Source organism: Helicobacter sp. MIT 03-1614 (assembly GCF_000762925.2).
Classification (GTDB): domain Bacteria; phylum Campylobacterota; class Campylobacteria; order Campylobacterales; family Helicobacteraceae; genus Helicobacter_C; species Helicobacter_C hepaticus.
Genome location: NZ_JRMS02000006.1, coordinates 112,975 through 127,829, shown reverse-complemented (window position 1 = coordinate 127,829; position 14,855 = coordinate 112,975). Strand labels below are relative to the sequence as shown.

Annotated in this window: 14 protein-coding genes; 4 read left to right on the top strand and 10 right to left on the bottom strand. The window is 37.8% G+C overall.

Annotation, left to right across the window (positions count from 1 at the left end; all coding sequences use genetic code 11):
• The first annotated feature begins 105 nt into the window (after positions 1-105).
• The 3 genes from LS66_RS05720 to LS66_RS05710 are packed head-to-tail and all read left to right on the top strand — an operon-like array spanning position 106 to position 3,329.
• Complete coding sequence (locus LS66_RS05720) at positions 106-1,308, top strand: ferritin-like domain-containing protein (protein WP_034367229.1); 1,203 nt, start codon at positions 106-108, stop codon at positions 1,306-1,308.
• 9 nt (positions 1,309-1,317) lie between these two features.
• The gene (locus tag LS66_RS05715) at positions 1,318-2,451 is read left to right on the top strand and encodes an acyl-CoA dehydrogenase family protein (protein WP_034367232.1); all 1,134 of its coding nucleotides are present in this window, start codon (positions 1,318-1,320) and stop codon (positions 2,449-2,451) included.
• A gap of 2 nt (positions 2,452-2,453) precedes the next feature.
• Positions 2,454-3,329 carry a phosphate/phosphite/phosphonate ABC transporter substrate-binding protein gene (locus LS66_RS05710; RefSeq protein ID WP_034367235.1) on the top strand — a complete coding sequence of 292 codons (876 nt, stop codon included), beginning with the start codon at positions 2,454-2,456 and terminating at the stop codon, positions 3,327-3,329.
• Here the strand turns inward: LS66_RS05710 and truD are convergent.
• From truD to recR, 4 genes are all read right to left on the bottom strand, one after another.
• Complete coding sequence (truD, locus tag LS66_RS05705; RefSeq protein WP_081947966.1) at positions 3,326-4,483, bottom strand: tRNA pseudouridine(13) synthase TruD; 1,158 nt, start codon at positions 4,481-4,483, stop codon at positions 3,326-3,328. The two genes, LS66_RS05710 and truD, sit on opposite strands and share 4 nt — an antisense overlap.
• A gap of 2 nt (positions 4,484-4,485) precedes the next feature.
• Complete coding sequence (locus LS66_RS05700) at positions 4,486-5,520, bottom strand: alanine racemase (protein ID WP_011116356.1); 1,035 nt, start codon at positions 5,518-5,520, stop codon at positions 4,486-4,488.
• 44 nt (positions 5,521-5,564) lie between these two features.
• Positions 5,565-5,870 carry a c-type cytochrome gene (locus LS66_RS05695; protein ID WP_011116357.1) on the bottom strand — a complete coding sequence of 102 codons (306 nt, stop codon included), beginning with the start codon at positions 5,868-5,870 and terminating at the stop codon, positions 5,565-5,567.
• Positions 5,871-5,965: 95 nt separating this feature from the next.
• Positions 5,966-6,553: a recombination mediator RecR gene (gene recR, locus LS66_RS05690; protein ID WP_011116358.1), complete on the bottom strand. Its 588-nt coding sequence runs from the start codon at positions 6,551-6,553 to the stop codon at positions 5,966-5,968.
• Between the two features lie 114 nt (positions 6,554-6,667).
• Here recR and dnaJ point away from each other — a divergent pair, with 114 nt between their 5' ends.
• Positions 6,668-7,825 carry a molecular chaperone DnaJ gene (gene dnaJ, locus LS66_RS05685; RefSeq protein WP_011116359.1) on the top strand — a complete coding sequence of 386 codons (1,158 nt, stop codon included), beginning with the start codon at positions 6,668-6,670 and terminating at the stop codon, positions 7,823-7,825.
• Here dnaJ and LS66_RS10085 read toward each other — a convergent pair.
• The 6 genes from LS66_RS10085 to LS66_RS05660 form a co-directional block, all read right to left on the bottom strand.
• A complete protein-coding gene (locus LS66_RS10085; RefSeq protein WP_161594732.1) occupies positions 7,815-7,991 on the bottom strand; it encodes a hypothetical protein in 177 nt (58 codons plus the stop codon). The genes dnaJ and LS66_RS10085 overlap by 11 nt on opposite strands.
• Before the next feature lie 285 nt (positions 7,992-8,276).
• Positions 8,277-8,822 carry a hypothetical protein gene (locus tag LS66_RS05680; RefSeq protein ID WP_034364934.1) on the bottom strand — a complete coding sequence of 182 codons (546 nt, stop codon included), beginning with the start codon at positions 8,820-8,822 and terminating at the stop codon, positions 8,277-8,279.
• A gap of 238 nt (positions 8,823-9,060) precedes the next feature.
• A complete protein-coding gene (locus tag LS66_RS05675; protein WP_034364931.1) occupies positions 9,061-9,876 on the bottom strand; it encodes a hypothetical protein in 816 nt (271 codons plus the stop codon).
• A gap of 12 nt (positions 9,877-9,888) precedes the next feature.
• On the bottom strand, positions 9,889-10,176 hold the full coding sequence (locus tag LS66_RS05670; protein WP_034364928.1) for a hypothetical protein: 288 nt from the start codon (positions 10,174-10,176) through the stop codon (positions 9,889-9,891).
• Positions 10,177-10,421: 245 nt separating this feature from the next.
• Positions 10,422-11,759: a 2-hydroxyacyl-CoA dehydratase gene (locus tag LS66_RS05665; RefSeq protein ID WP_081947910.1), complete on the bottom strand. Its 1,338-nt coding sequence runs from the start codon at positions 11,757-11,759 to the stop codon at positions 10,422-10,424.
• Between the two features lie 21 nt (positions 11,760-11,780).
• Complete coding sequence (locus LS66_RS05660) at positions 11,781-14,810, bottom strand: acyl-CoA dehydratase activase (protein ID WP_034364925.1); 3,030 nt, start codon at positions 14,808-14,810, stop codon at positions 11,781-11,783.
• Positions 14,811-14,855: the final 45 nt, after the last annotated feature.

The following is a 14,855-nucleotide window of genomic DNA, read 5'->3' as shown; positions in this document are numbered from 1 at the left end:
AGAGTTATTTAAGTTAAATATTTTTATTATTTATTCCTAAGCTTTCTGTAAGAAAGAATACAAGTCTTCTTAAACTTGAATGTAGTTTTAACACAAAGTTATTTTATGCAAAATTCAAAATCCTGTGTTTTTATGGGCGCATTGCCTGCAAGCACACTCTTTTTTATGCGACTTGAAAATGCTTTTTTATTAACAGAAAAAGGCGCATTGATAGAAGTTGTAAGTGATGTAGATAATTTAGAAAATGACCTTATTATGTGGTGTGCTTTCAAAGGTGAGGAGTTTGTCCAAAAGTGTGCAATAAGTCAAAATGCAGATTCTAAGGGTAATTTTGTGTATATTTTGTGCAAAAAATCCCCCACAAGATTCCAAAAATTTGATTGTCATTCTCACATAAGTCCATCGGCTCAAGGTTTGGCACCAAATGGTGTGCAAGTGGAATTGGCAAGTCCAAATTATCATTTTGGTATAGAATCTAATAATAATATTTGGAGCAGTAATGCTTTGCAAATTTATGAGGATTCTAAAAAGTCGCAATGGAATGCCACCACAGATATAAAATGGCAAGAAATACCAGAGTTTAGCCCAGCCCTGCAATTTGCAATCGCACAGATTATGACTTCTTTAACTGAAAATGAGTTTTCAGCTCTGTATATCCCCGCACGATTTTTAGGGCAGATTTCACCCTTTTTCACGCCTATTCCGCTTTTACTCTCCTCTATTATCGGTGATGAGAGCCGACATATAGAATCTTTTATCAAAAGGGCAAATATTACAGGGCTTGGTGTGCAATACTCCACACTTACAACACAACAAAGCCTTTTTAGTCTGTGGAATGAGAAAGATTATTTCAAATCTAGCTTTTTGCTGCATATTATGGGGGAAGGGACTTTCATTGATTTATTAAAGTTTTTAGAGGAGAGCTTTAGGGCATTAGGAGATGAGGCGAGTGCATATTTACTTGCTTTAGCAAGGAAAGATGAAAGTCGCCACGTTGCCTATGGAATCAATAATGTGAAACAAGCAATAGCACAAAATCCTGCCAAAATTGCTGCCTTAAAGGAAGTCGTTTTTGCGCGTAAAAATTATTTAGATGCGCAAAGTGGAGAATCCTCCCTGCTTTTAGAATCTATGGCTCTATTGCGTGGAGGAGGTGAGGATAGCGCGTTAATTTCAAATGGATTTGAGGAGGTGCAGGAATTAAAGAAAAAAATGGAGAAAAATCGCACAAAGCGGCTTGTGGAATGTGGCATTGATGAGGAACTTGCCCTTGATTTAAGCAGGGCTCATACACCTAATTTTATGTAAGGAGAAAATATGTTAAGTTTGGAAAACTTAGAACAAAAAGCAGCGGAGTTTGGTAAGGTATTTGTTGCTCCTCATACAGAATCTATTGACAAAGAAGCAAGATTCCCAAAAGAAGCCTATGATGAGCTCAAAAAGCAAGGGTTTATGGGGCTACTTGTGCCTAAAGAGTATGGTGGAAGCGGTGGAAATTGCTCTCATCACGCTTTAACTTGTTATACTTTAGCACAATTTGATGCTTCTACTGCACTTTGTTATATGATGCACAATGTTGCAACGGCTTGTATTGCAACTTTTGGGACAAAGGGGCAAAAAGAGGAATTTTTGCCAAAAATAGCAAAAGGGGAGATTTCTTTTGCTCTTGCTTATAGTGAAAGTGGCTCTGGGACACACTTTGGTTTGCCTGATATAACAGAGACAGAAGCGGGAGAGTATAGAATCTTAAAAGGGCGCAAAAGCTTTGTAACTTCGGCTCAACAAGCTAACTATTATCTTACTTATACAAATTCTTGCAAGGTAAATGGTGGTAAAAATAATTGGATTACACCTCATAATGCAGAGGGTATTTATCACGAAGAGGGCGTGTGGAATGGGTTAGGTATGCGCGGAAATGTCTCAAAACCTGTGCAATATAATGATGTGAAGCTTCATACAAAACAATATTTGCTAGGCATTGACGGAGAGGGTGAAGCGCAAGCTGGAGTTGTAGCAATGTATTTTGTCGTGGGGCTTGGAGCGGTGTATAGCGGTGTAGGAAAGGCTGCTTATGAATGCGCACTTAGTCATTGTAAGAGTAGAAAATATACTGATGGCTCCTCTTTGGCAGATAAAGAGTTAGTGAGAATCCATATCGCAGAACTCTATACCAAAACGCAAAGCCAAATTGCACTGACAAAAGAGGCTGCAAGGGCATTTGATAATAAAGAATCTGATGCAATGTGCAAAATATTTGCGTGTAGGATTAACGCCACACAGCTTGTTATGGACATTTGTGCTCTTGCAATGCGACTTGGTGGAGGAAAAGCTTATAGTAAGCTCTTACCACTAGAACGATATTTGCGAGATGCGTTCGCTTCACAAGTAATGGCGCCAAGTCTTGATATTTTACAAGTGTGGCTCTCTGATGCACTTTTACCAAAGGAGTAAATATGAAGTCAATTTTAGTAGGTGCGGTGGCGTATGCGCCACAAATTGTCCCTATTTGGGATACGATTAGGGAATATGCTAATGATTATTTTAAAGATATAAGGCTAGATTATGTGTTATTTAGCAACTATGAGCGGCAAGTGCAGTGGCTTAAAGAGGGAAAAATAGATATTGCTTGGAATACAAATGTGGCTTTTATCCGCTCTAAGTATTGCACAAATAATGGTGCAGAGGCAATTTTAATGCGCGATACTGATATTGGCTTTAAAAGTGTATTTGTAGGTAAAAGAGATACAATGAAGGGCTTAGAGGATTTGAAGGGTAAAAAATTTGGTTTAGGGAGTTTAGATTCTGCTCAAGCGGCGATTATGCCTTTATTTTATTTACAAAAAAATGGATTTAAACTGCAAGAAATTTCTCCTGCTTTGCTTGGTAGCACACAGGTGGAAAGTGGGAGTGTGGGGATATTTCGCTTTAATAGCGATGTGGGCAAACACGGCGATACAGGGCAAAGTGAATTTGATGTGCTGGATAAAATAAAAAGTGGAGAATTAGATGCAGGAGCGATTGGCTCTACTACTTGGGTGAGGGTTATGCAAGAGGGAAATTATCCTCAAATGGTGAATTTTTACACAAGCCCTGCTTATTGTCATTGTAATTTTACAACCCTAAAAAGTTTTGATTCTTACTTAAAAAGAAGCTTTGTAGAAATGATGAAATCACAAAATGCCCTTAAAAATGACCCAAAAATTGCACATATGATGAGTTTAGAGGGACTTAATGAATGGGTTTTATGCGATCAAGATGCACTGAAGGGTTATGAAGAGATTGCTCAAGCAATGAAAGAACAACATCTTTTAGACATAGCGAATTATTAACAATTGTGTGTGCTAAGTAGGCTTTCAAGGAAAATAGTTGCATAGCTTCCTTTAGGGAGGCTAAAATGCAATTCAAAATGTGCTTCTTGTGGAATATATCGCCCCTCTATATTTTCTGCCCACACCCACGCATAACGTCTTGTGCCATTTGCTTTGATTTGAGAATCTAAAAATTGTTCTTCAATATCATAGGCAAGGCATTTTGAATGAGTGAATTTTGTGCCACAGAGCGCGCCCGTTGGAGCAATATCTTTTTGCAAAAAACGTGTAGATTCTATTAATGTATCATTGCATACAAAGTTTTTGCCAAATGGATAATGGCACATTATATCACCTTGCAGAATCACAAATGGTTGTTTTTGGCTTTGCAAAGTTTTAATGAGTTGAGGTGTGCAAGACTTAGCAAAAGTATGCAAAGTAGGAAAATTTGGGCTTTGCAGTGCTCTTAAAACTTCATTTGGCTTAAAGGAGCGAAGTATTTGTGTGAGTTGTATCCTTGAGCTAAGCCACGCATTAAAAAGATGACTTTGATAGCTTGAGATGAGAAAATTGCTTATTTTTTTGTTTTTAAGCGTGAGTTTGTGCTCACTGATAGCTTTTCCACTTTGAAAATTATCTCCTTCTTTGCCAAAACGTTGATTGCCAAAATAATTTGGGAATCCACTATAAGCGAGTAATTCTAATGTGGAATGAAGTTTAGTAGCATTGTTTGAGGAAACTTTTTTGAGGCGCATAAAAAAGCTATTCCCCTTGAGATGTCCGATTTTGAGCTTATGGTTGTGAGGTGTGATAGTGAGAATTTTAATATGTTGAGAGTGTAAATGAGGCAAGGCAGATTCAAGACGATTTTGTAAGGAGCGATGAATACTTAAATATTGATAGCTTGTAGCTGCTTTGTCTTTAAGCCCTGCATAGCCAATATCACGCACTCTACAGCCTAATGAGCTAGAAAGAATATTTAAGAGTTCAAAAGTGCTTAAGCCTTTTTTACGCACATAAAGTAATAAATGCTCACCACTTCCGCTTGGCTCATAAAGAGGAATTTCTTTAATCACAAAATCGCGAGGTGAGGTGTTGAAATGGCATTCTATGGGAGTGTGTGTAAAGGGGTAGATTCTAGAAATGTTTGTAAGCTGGGGAAGGTGCGGCGACATAGCTATATAATAGTGCGTTTGATAAAGGGCGAGAGATGAGTTAGAATCTCATAGGTGATTGTGCCAAAAGCTTGAGCGATTGTATTTGCATCATCAAAGACACAGATTCTACTCTCATCACACATACAAGAAAAGCAATCCATTGACAAGCGGGGCAAGATTTGATAGCCTTTGGCAGTATAGACTTTGTGTCGCTCACTCACGCGGAAAAATCCATCACCATAGCCTATATCATAAGTGCTTACTATATTTTTAGAATCCATCTTTGTGCAACCACTATAACCAATTCGCGCATTTTGGGGTAAAACACGTGTAGAAATCCTATCAGCATAGAGGGCTGCAACTTTGCGTAATTTCGCGCTAATAGGATTCTCAAAGGCAACATCAAGGTAACCATACGCTGCAATACCTATGCGCACCAAATCATCATTAATGTTATTATTCATTGCTTCCCGAATTGCCCCAGAGGAGCTTAGGGAGTGAAAACGTGGCAGAGGAAATCCATACTTTTGGGCTAATTCTTTGATTTCTTGTTTGATAAGTGCAAATCGTTCCTGTGTGCGTTCAAATTCTTCATCAATATCATCGCCATAGCCATTATGTGAAAATACACCTATAAGGTTTAAGCCCCGATGCAAAATAAGTTCAACAAACTCACTTATCTCACTTGCTTGTATGCCATTGCGATTCATTCCTGCATTCACTTTTAATTCTACATTTGTGCCTTTTGGCAAGATAGAGATATGTTCTTTATGATTAATAACAAAGGCGATATGAGGAGGGAATGTGCCTTGAGGCATTCCATAAAGTGCAGTAATACAAGGAAAATCATCTTTGATTTGCATTGCTTCGGCATAGTTTTTGACAAACACACTCTTAATGCCATATTCTCTCGCTAAAGTGCTTATTTGCTCTAAGCCGTGTCCATAGGCATTATCTTTTAATACAATAGCAAGTTCTGTGCTTGTTCCGATGTGTGAAGATATGAGATTGAGATTGTGTTTGTAAGATTGAGAATCAATAATTATTTCGGACATAATGTCGCTTATGCGGATACAATGTCATATCCGCATAAATAAATTTATTTAGGAAGTTTAGAAATGTAATCAGCTAATGCTTCAATATCAGCATCACTTACATTTGCCATCTGTCCATACATAATAGCCTTAGCACCACCATTATCTTCTGTTTTAGCTTTGTAACCTTTAAGCTTTTTGAGCAAATCATCTTTTGCCATACCAGCTATTGTTACATCACCTTTGCTGCCCGGAGCAATTTTCTTTGCATCAGGTCCGTGGCAAGCAACGCATTTTTTGAATGCTGCAGGAGCATCAGCGAAAGCAAGACTAGCAAAACCCAAAAGTGTGAGTAAAAGCAACTTTTTCATTGTTTGTTCCTTTCTGTTATTGGAGTTAGAAAACACGTAAATTATACGCCCAAAGAAATTAATTATTTCTTAATTATTTCTTAATTATTTCTTAATTAAAGCTTGACGCGCAAACTCATTGCACGCGAAAGAGAGAGCTGGTCAATAGCATCTAGTCCTATCCCTGTGGGCACACCTTGTGCGATTTTGCTAAAATGCAAAGGCATTTTAATTTTATCTTCAATATAGAGCATAATTGCTTCATTTGCAAGACTTGGCGAGAGTGCAAAAATAATTTCACGCACAGATTCGGTATCAATTCTTTGATTAAGGAGCGTAAAGTCAATTTGCTCTAAATCTCCTTGTGAATCTAGCACAAAATATCGCCCCTTAAATTCTCCCATATCTTCAAGCGTAAAAATATCACGTGGATTTGCTACGATGCATAATTCTCCATTTTCCCTTGAACTATCAAGACAAATATCACAAATCTCGCTTTCGCTTATACCAAAACATTTATGGCATTTTTGCACCAAAAGGGCAGCATTTTCAATGGCGTGAGCGATATTAAGCCCTAAGAATTTGTTTTCCATACAGAGAGCATATGCCATTTTTTGCGCACTTTTTTTGCCAATGGCGGGGAGTTTCTCAAGTGTAGAGATAAGCTCTGAAAACGCTTTAAGGCTGGATTTATATTGATTCATTATTATGCCCTTACTAAGATTAAACTTGCAATCATAGCTATAAAGAATTTAACTTCGCCTTATAAAATTTCGCTACAATTTCAGATTTAATTTTGATTAAAGTAGGAGTGAGTTTTGGAGACATTTGATTATTATGAAATCCTTGAAATTACGCGCACAAGTGATAAGGAGACAATCAAAAAAGCTTATCGTAAAATGGCACTTAAATATCACCCTGATAGAAACCCTGATGATAAAGATGCAGAAGAGCAGTTTAAACGCGTAAATGAAGCCTATGAGGTGCTAAGCGATGATTCTAAGCGCCAAATTTATGATAAATATGGCAAGGAAGGCTTGCAAAATTCAGGTTTTAGTGGTTTTAGCGGTCGCGATTTTAGTGATATTTTTGGGGATTTGGGTTCAATTTTTGAATCTGCATTCGGTGCCAACTTTGGATTCTCAACTCAAAAACGAGGCGGGGGTAAATATAATTTAGATGAGATTGTGGGATTAGAGTTAAGCTTTACAGAAGCCGTATTTGGGTGCAAAAAAGAAATTCATAATAGTTTTAAAATTGCGTGTAGTGATTGTAAAGGCACAGGTGCTAAAGGTGGCAAACTCAATACTTGCAAGGATTGTGGTGGTAAGGGACAGGTATATATGCGACAAGGATTTATGACTTTTGCGCAAACTTGTCCTACTTGCAAGGGTGAGGGGCAAAGTGCAAGCGAGAAATGCTCCAAATGTAAGGGTAGCGGGTTTGAGATAAGTGAGGAGAGCTTTGAAGTGAGTATCCCTGAAGGCATCGATGATGGGAATAGAATCCGCATTGGTGGGCGAGGAAATGCTGATAAGAATGGTAGCAGGGGAGATTTATATATTGCCGTGAGTGTTGCAGAAGATGAAAATTTTGTGCGTGATGGAGAGAATGTTTATATTGAAGTGCCGGTATTTTTTACTTCAATCGTGCTTGGCACAACGCTTAAGATTCCATCTTTGCGTGGAGAATTAGAGCTTAAAATCCCGCCAAATACACGGGATAAAGAGCAATTTGTTTTTGATAATGAGGGGATAAAAGATGTCAATAGCGCATACAGAGGGAAGTTTGTCGCACAGATTAAAATCACTTATCCTCCAAAGCTTAATGCCGAGCAAAGAGCGCTTACTGAAAAGCTTCAAGAAAGCTTTGGCATTGAGAGCGAGCCTTATAAGAATGTTTTTGAAGAGTGCTTTACAAAAGTCAAGCAATGGTTACATAAGCATAGTAAAAATGACAAAGACACTACAAAATAGATTTTAAGCCACTATGCCCTTTAATCACATAGCTATAATCATTTATGCCAGAGCGGGTTTCGCCAAGATAGTGATAGCCGTGAAATACATAGTAGTAGCCTACATTGTATTCATAAGTTGTCTTAGCGCCACTTTGAATGAAGCCGTGCAAATCTAATCCAGCCATATGAAGCCCTGTCCTAAAGTCTTTACCTATTGCGTCATTCCATTGATGATTAAATGAATACGCTACATTTAAAAAGAGTGGATTTGTTTGGGAAGCAATATTTACTCCAAACTTGATATGAGCATCATACCAAACGAACGGCTCATTTTTACTACCCTTTGCTTTGCTTACACCAACTCCAAGAATCTCACCCCCTGCTTCAGCAAAAGATATACTAAGATTCTATAATCATTAAGAGTTACGAAATTCCCCAAACATTATAGAAACTCATAAAAGTGTTACAATTTAACTTAATAAATTTTCAAGGCTTATACCACATTCAAGCATAAGTGCGTAATCATTGCGTGGAGGCAGCGTGATAGGGGTATTATATGTTTTATTGTGATAAAAAATACCCATTGCTCTTACATAAATATCGCTTTTCTTGCTGTATTCATCTCCTCTTTTAAAGCGTATACCGATAAAGGTATCAATGCGATAGCTTCCATCAATATTGTTTCTTTGAGATATAGAGTTTTTATCTGCATTTTGGCTTGTGTAGTATCTTACAATACTTGGACTTATTCCTAATCCTATCTCTAACATTATGCCACTGCTTATCTTTGCGTGATTGGCGATATATGCGCCCATAAAGAGTTGATTTGCACTAAAGGTGGTATTTTCTCCAATGCTGTATCGCTCAATTTTTGTTTCAACATAGAGAAAAAGAGGATTCTCTCCACCAAGTTTTGCGCCAATATGCGCGTAGGCAGAAGCTAAAAGAGAATTATAATTTTGCTTATTTGAATCTATTGTGGGTGCAAAGGTAGGGTTGACTTGTCCTATATTCACACCCCCTGCGATATAGAGCTTATCCCAATGTCCTCCAGCATATCCAGAGAGATATACGCCTGTATCATAAGTTTTACTATGATGTGCCCCTAGCCCTATGCGTATATCCTCACAATGTGAGCTATAACAAGTATAGGCAAAGGCATTAGTGTAAAGGAGAAAAACTAAAATGATTTTGTTTATAAGAACTCCTTGTATTGAATCTTGATTTTATCTTTACTCAAATGTTGTATTTCAATTAATAGCGAAAATCCAAACTTACGCCAAATTCAAGCATAGCGACGAGATTTTTTGTCGCAGGATAGGTAAAAGCAGGAGTAGTATTTTTAGAAGAGCCGGCATTTAAATCAAAATATCGCATCTTAAGCTTTGTGTAATACACAGGGCTTTTTTCATAAGATTGAGCCATATTTTTGCCAAATACTATGCCCAAAGAACCCTCCCACAAACTCCCACCATCAATATTTAAACGCCCAGAATCTCCAGTGCCTTGATATTTGAAAGTATGCCCTTGATTTGAGCCTACTGCATAGCTATAACTTAATCCATACTCTAGGGCAGCTTTATTAAGACTCTTGCGTCCCGAAATACTTCCACCTATAAATACAAAGGCACTTTGGAGGTGATTACCCTTTTGTATCCTAAAGTCATAAACCTCAAGAGGCACGATAACAGACATAAAGAGCGGATTTTCCAGTGAGCCGAGATTGATACCTACGCGAGGTTTAGCAGATACAAAGTTTCCTATATCTTTAGCAGGAGCATTTGCTCCGATGAGAGAGCCCTCAATCTGTGAGTGAGATATTCCTCCTAAAAAATCAGCTCCTATGCCAAACCAACGCCAGTGTTTCCCTACAGATACAGGTATGTATCCGCCATAGCTTGTGGCTTTTGGGTTGGAAGAGGCATTCATATCACCATAATATACTCCCAAACCAATGCGTAAGTCATCACAGCTTGTATCCGAACATTTATACGCCCATACATTAGGACACAACCCACAGCAAAGAATAAGTATGAGACAACAATATTTTAATGTTATTAAAATATTCATAGTTTCTCCTTATTAACAACCCTTAGAAAAAGCTTTTAATACTCTACAAACAACTACACCTCCCCAAACTCCTGCAGCAAAACCAAGCCACTCTCCCTCTGTCTTTTGCATTTCCTCATCACTTAAAGTCACTACATTAAGATTGTTTGCATTTGCAGTAAAAAGAAATGCTGCATCAGCTTGACTAAGAGATGTGTTTTGCGCATTGTGTGCATTCTTTTGTGAAGTAGATTCTAACGCACAAAGCGGACTAAAAGCTAAACCCAAAGATAAAGTTAAAACCAAACCAAATTTGTTCATAAAGAACTCCTTTATTGAAATGTAAAAATTGACTTTACAAAAAAACTATCAAGTTTTAAGTAGTCTTAGTCATATTTCCATAATAAAGTTTAAATTTTTATTAATGTATTGAGCATTACTTTTAGGATAAGTAATATGTGAGGGTGCATAAAAAGAAAAGAGAGTATGAAACCCCTTTGAATACTGAATACAATCTTATATAAGTTACAATTTTACTCACTTGCTTGGGTGCGCATAAATGCACATTAAGCATTTGTAGTGTGCGCCTTTTTAGCATTGCTTAACATAAGCTTAATGCGATTTTCTTGATTAACTTTTGTCGCACCCGGGTCATAGTCAATAGAGACGATATTGCTTTGTGGGTTGCGCTCTTTTATCGTTTTCATCATACCGCGCCCTACAATATGATTAGGCAGACAACCAAAAGGTTGGGTGCAGACGATGTTTTCCACGCCTTGCTCAATGAGTTCAAGCATTTCAGCAGTAAGCAACCACCCCTCGCCCATATTCATACCTTCAGAGACATAGCCTTGCACCGCTTTTTTCGTGTATTTAAACGCAGTGGGTGCTCTAAATACACCGTGCTTTTTAATGGCTTTAATTGTATCAATTTGTTTGCTTGCAAAAAACCAATACACCACACGATAAATAAGTGCTTGCATAAGTGTGCCACCATACATTTTGCCACCCACAATTGTATCATTGATACAATACAAGCAAAAGTCCATAAAGCCCGGAATTACAACCTCACAATCTTCTGCTAAAAGGAAATCTTCAAGATTATTATTGCCAAGCGGAGAGAATTTGATATAAATCTCACCTACAATGCCTACGCGCACTTTTTGCTTGGTATCTCTAGGGATAGAGGCAAAATCATCAAGGATAAGTTTCATATCTTTTTTGAGCGCACTATATTTTCTTAATCCCTCATTCGTGCCCTCACTTGTAATGCGACGTACCCATTTATCTACCATTGCATCGGTATCACCTTTATTTTTCTCATAAGGACGGCATTGATTAGCAATATGCATTATCAAATCCCCATACACAATTGCGTTTAAAAGATTTTGTAGCATTGGGCGCGTAACGCTAAAGCCTTGGTCAGCTTCTAATCCACTAAAATTAAGAGAGATAACAGGAATATTCCCAAATCCCGCTTTATTGAGAGCTTTTCGCAAGAGATAAATATAATTACTTGCACGACAACCCCCTCCTGTTTGCGTAATCAGTAATGCGACTTTTTGCAAATCCCACTTACCACTTTTAAGCGCATCAATCATTTGCCCAATCACAAGCAATGCAGGATAACAAGTATCATTATGGACATTGCGCAAACCTTCATCTACCACGCCTTTCCCATCATTATGCAAAAGCTCCGCATTATAGCCGTGTAAGTGCAAGATTTTTACAAGCAATTCAAAATGAACAGGCAACATCATCGGCACAAGAATTGTATGTGTTTGCTTCATCTCTGCAGTAAATGGCACGCGTTTAAGTTCGCGCTTATTTTCTGTTTTGATAATCAATGATTGAGAATCTGGCGTTTGCCAAGAATTAATATGAGGGGTCATTTTTTGTGTCATAGGATTCCTTTATAAATAAATTTAAGCATTCTCAAGTATTTGAGTTGATTGTAGCAAAATTTTTGCATTTTTTTGCGCTTGTTTTTCTTCCATTGCTCCAAGCAGACTTCGGATTCTGATTTTTACCGCGCCTAAATTGCTGATTTCATCAATTTTGAGCTGAGTGTAGAATTTCCCGTGAGATTCTAAAATCTCGCGCACTTCATCAGTTGTAATAGAATCTATTCCGCAACCAAAGCTTACAAGCTGCACAAGCTCAAGATTCTCATCACTACTTACAAAGGCTGCTGCATTATAAAGCCGTGAATGGTAGCTCCACTGATTAAGGATATGAAGTTCTCCCGCATCTGCTAAATGCTCGACACTATCCTCACTTAGCACAACAAGCCCTAAAGAATTAATGAGCTTATCAATGCCGTGATTGATTTCTGGGTCAATATGATATGGACGTCCGCATAACACAATAGCCTTGAGTTTGTTTGCTCGTGCGAAATGTAGAGCTTTTTCACCTTGTAGTTTTACATCACTGAGCCATTCATCACGCACTTCATAGGCTTTTTCTACTGCCTTGAGGAATGACTTTTTATCCGCACCCAATTCTTTTTTGAAAAATACGAAGCCCTTTTTCTTAAAATCTTCTTTTTGATGTAATCCAAAATACGGATAAAAAAAGCTTACTTCGCGTAATTTATCAACATTTGCATTTAAAAGTTCGGGATAATAAGCCACAACAGGGCAATTATAATTATTTGTGCTTGAATCTTTGTGTTTTTCATCGCCAGCAAAACTATAACTCATACAAGGATAAAAGATTTTATCCACTCCTTTTTTCAAAAGATTCTCAATATGTCCGTGCAGGAGCTTAGCAGGGTAGCATACCGTATCGCTTGGGATACTATATTGCCCTAAGGAAAAGGTTTTTCGTGTGGTAATATCAGAAACTACCACTTCATAGCCTAATTCACTAAGCAATGTATGCCAAAAAGGTAGATTCTCATACATATTAAGCCCTAAGGGAATGCCTATTTTTCCCTTTGTAAGGCGAGATTTGTCCATATTTTCATAAGCACAAAGAGATTTAATTTTATTGAGTTTATAATCATACAAGTTGGGCAAAAAGAGGAGCTTTTTAAAGCCTAGTGGCTTATCACAGCGATTACCTGATATAAACTTTTTGCCCTCGCCAAAGCGATTAATCGTTAAATGGCAATTATTCCCACAGATTTTACATACACTTGCGGTTGCAGTATGTTTGAAAGTGGCTAATTCCTCTTGTTTCATTGTGCTTGAATGTTCTAACCCTAAGTCTTTTGCATATAATGCTGCGCCAAATGCTCCCATAAGTCCGCTGATTTTAGGTCGGACAACCTCTCTACCGATTTCTTTCTCAAAGCTTCTAAGCACTGCATTGTTGAGGAATGTTCCACCTTGCACGACAATTTGCTTACCCAAATCATCTGCATCGCGTGCGCGTATAACTTTATAAATAGCATTTTTAACTACACTCATAGAAAGCCCAGCACTAATATCTTCAATGCTTGCACCCTCTTTTTGTGCTTCTTTAACCGAGCTATTCATAAACACCGTGCAGCGGCTTCCAAGCTCCACAGGTTGTTTGGATTCTAAACCAAGCTTAGAAAAAGTTTGTATATCATAACCCATAGATTTTGCAAAAGTTTCAATAAAGCTTCCGCAACCTGAGCTACACGCTTCATTAAGCATTATAGAATCTATGGTTTGGTTTTTGATATAAAAGCATTTCATATCTTGTCCGCCAATATCAATAATAAAATCTACTTTAGGATTAAAGTATTTAGCAGCTTTAAGATGTGCCATTGTTTCTACAAGTCCAGCGTCTAAGGTAAAGGCAGCCTTTATAAGCTCTTCACCATAGCCAGTAACCGCACTTCCTTTAATGTTGATTTTATCACCAAAATGTTCATAAATGTAAGTAAGTTGCGTTGATATGACTTCTACGGGATTGCCTTTGTTAGAATTATAATATTGATATACAATGGCATTATGACTATCAAGCATAACAAGCTTTGTTGTTGTGCTTCCGCAATCTATGCCGATATACACATCAATTTTGTGATGATTATTTGCCTTGTAGGCTTGCTCAATTTCTATTTCTTCTACACTTGCACTTTCGTGCCGTGCAATAAAGGCATTATAATCAGATTCTGAAGCAAAAAGTGGCTCAAGATATTTATTGCTTGAAGTAGTGTTTTTGCTTTCTTCAAGTATGGTAATGAGTGACTGACAAGTATAAGTTTTTTCTAACTCACGTGCTTGAAGAGAGACGCCAATCGCCACGGCATATTGTGCAAAATTAGGAAAAATGGCGTGTTCTTTATCAAGTTTTAAAGTTTTTGCAAATCGCTCTTGCAAGCCCTTATAGTAAAAAAGCGGTCCTCCAAGAAAGAGAATCTTCCCTTCAATTTTGCGTCCTTGAGCTAATCCTGTGATAGTTTGATCTACGACAGCCTGAAAAATACTTGCAGTAATATCTTCTTTATTGACACCTTGATTAAGCAATGGCTGGACGTCAGTTTTAGCAAATACGCCACAACGAGATGCTATGGGGTAGAGTTTTTGGCATTTAAGTGAAATATTATCAAATTCTTCTGGTGTAATTGCAAGTAAAGTTACCATTTGGTCAATAAATGCGCCTGTTCCACCTGCACAAGAACCATTCATACGCTCCTCTGTTCCACCTGTGAGAAATATAATCTTTGCATCTTCTCCGCCAAGCTCAATGACTGCATCGGCATCAGGCACAAGATGGCGCACTGCTCCAGCTGTGGCAAATACTTCTTGCACGAAATCAATCCCTGTAAGTTTGCAAATACCAAATCCCGCAGAGCCTGAAATAGCAACTTTAAATTCTCTATCGCCAATAATTTGAGCAATACTTTGCACGATTTGTATGCTTTTTTCGCGCACTTTTGAATAGTGTCGCTCATACACTTGAAAAATGATGTCATCTCCATCCATAAGAGCGACTTTTGCTGTTGTGCTACCAATATCAATCCCTAGCGTTAAACTCATAAAAACCCCTTAGTAAAAACAAAACTCAAGCATAAAATAACATTG

Coding starts and splice junctions, on each gene's coding strand:
- LS66_RS05720 (WP_034367229.1), top strand. CDS start 106: ATGCAAAATTCAAAATCCTGTGTTTTTATGGGCGCATTGCCTGCAAGC.
- LS66_RS05710 (WP_034367235.1), top strand. CDS start 2,454: ATGAAGTCAATTTTAGTAGGTGCGGTGGCGTATGCGCCACAAATTGTC.
- LS66_RS05695 (WP_011116357.1), bottom strand. CDS start 5,870: ATGAAAAAGTTGCTTTTACTCACACTTTTGGGTTTTGCTAGTCTTGCT.
- truD (WP_081947966.1), bottom strand. CDS start 4,483: ATGTCGCCGCACCTTCCCCAGCTTACAAACATTTCTAGAATCTACCCC.
- LS66_RS05700 (WP_011116356.1), bottom strand. CDS start 5,520: ATGTCCGAAATAATTATTGATTCTCAATCTTACAAACACAATCTCAAT.
- LS66_RS10085 (WP_161594732.1), bottom strand. CDS start 7,991: ATGGCTGGATTAGATTTGCACGGCTTCATTCAAAGTGGCGCTAAGACA.
- LS66_RS05715 (WP_034367232.1), top strand. CDS start 1,318: ATGTTAAGTTTGGAAAACTTAGAACAAAAAGCAGCGGAGTTTGGTAAG.
- LS66_RS05670 (WP_034364928.1), bottom strand. CDS start 10,176: ATGAACAAATTTGGTTTGGTTTTAACTTTATCTTTGGGTTTAGCTTTT.
- recR (WP_011116358.1), bottom strand. CDS start 6,553: ATGAATCAATATAAATCCAGCCTTAAAGCGTTTTCAGAGCTTATCTCT.
- LS66_RS05665 (WP_081947910.1), bottom strand. CDS start 11,759: ATGACACAAAAAATGACCCCTCATATTAATTCTTGGCAAACGCCAGAT.
- LS66_RS05675 (WP_034364931.1), bottom strand. CDS start 9,876: ATGAATATTTTAATAACATTAAAATATTGTTGTCTCATACTTATTCTT.
- LS66_RS05660 (WP_034364925.1), bottom strand. CDS start 14,810: ATGAGTTTAACGCTAGGGATTGATATTGGTAGCACAACAGCAAAAGTC.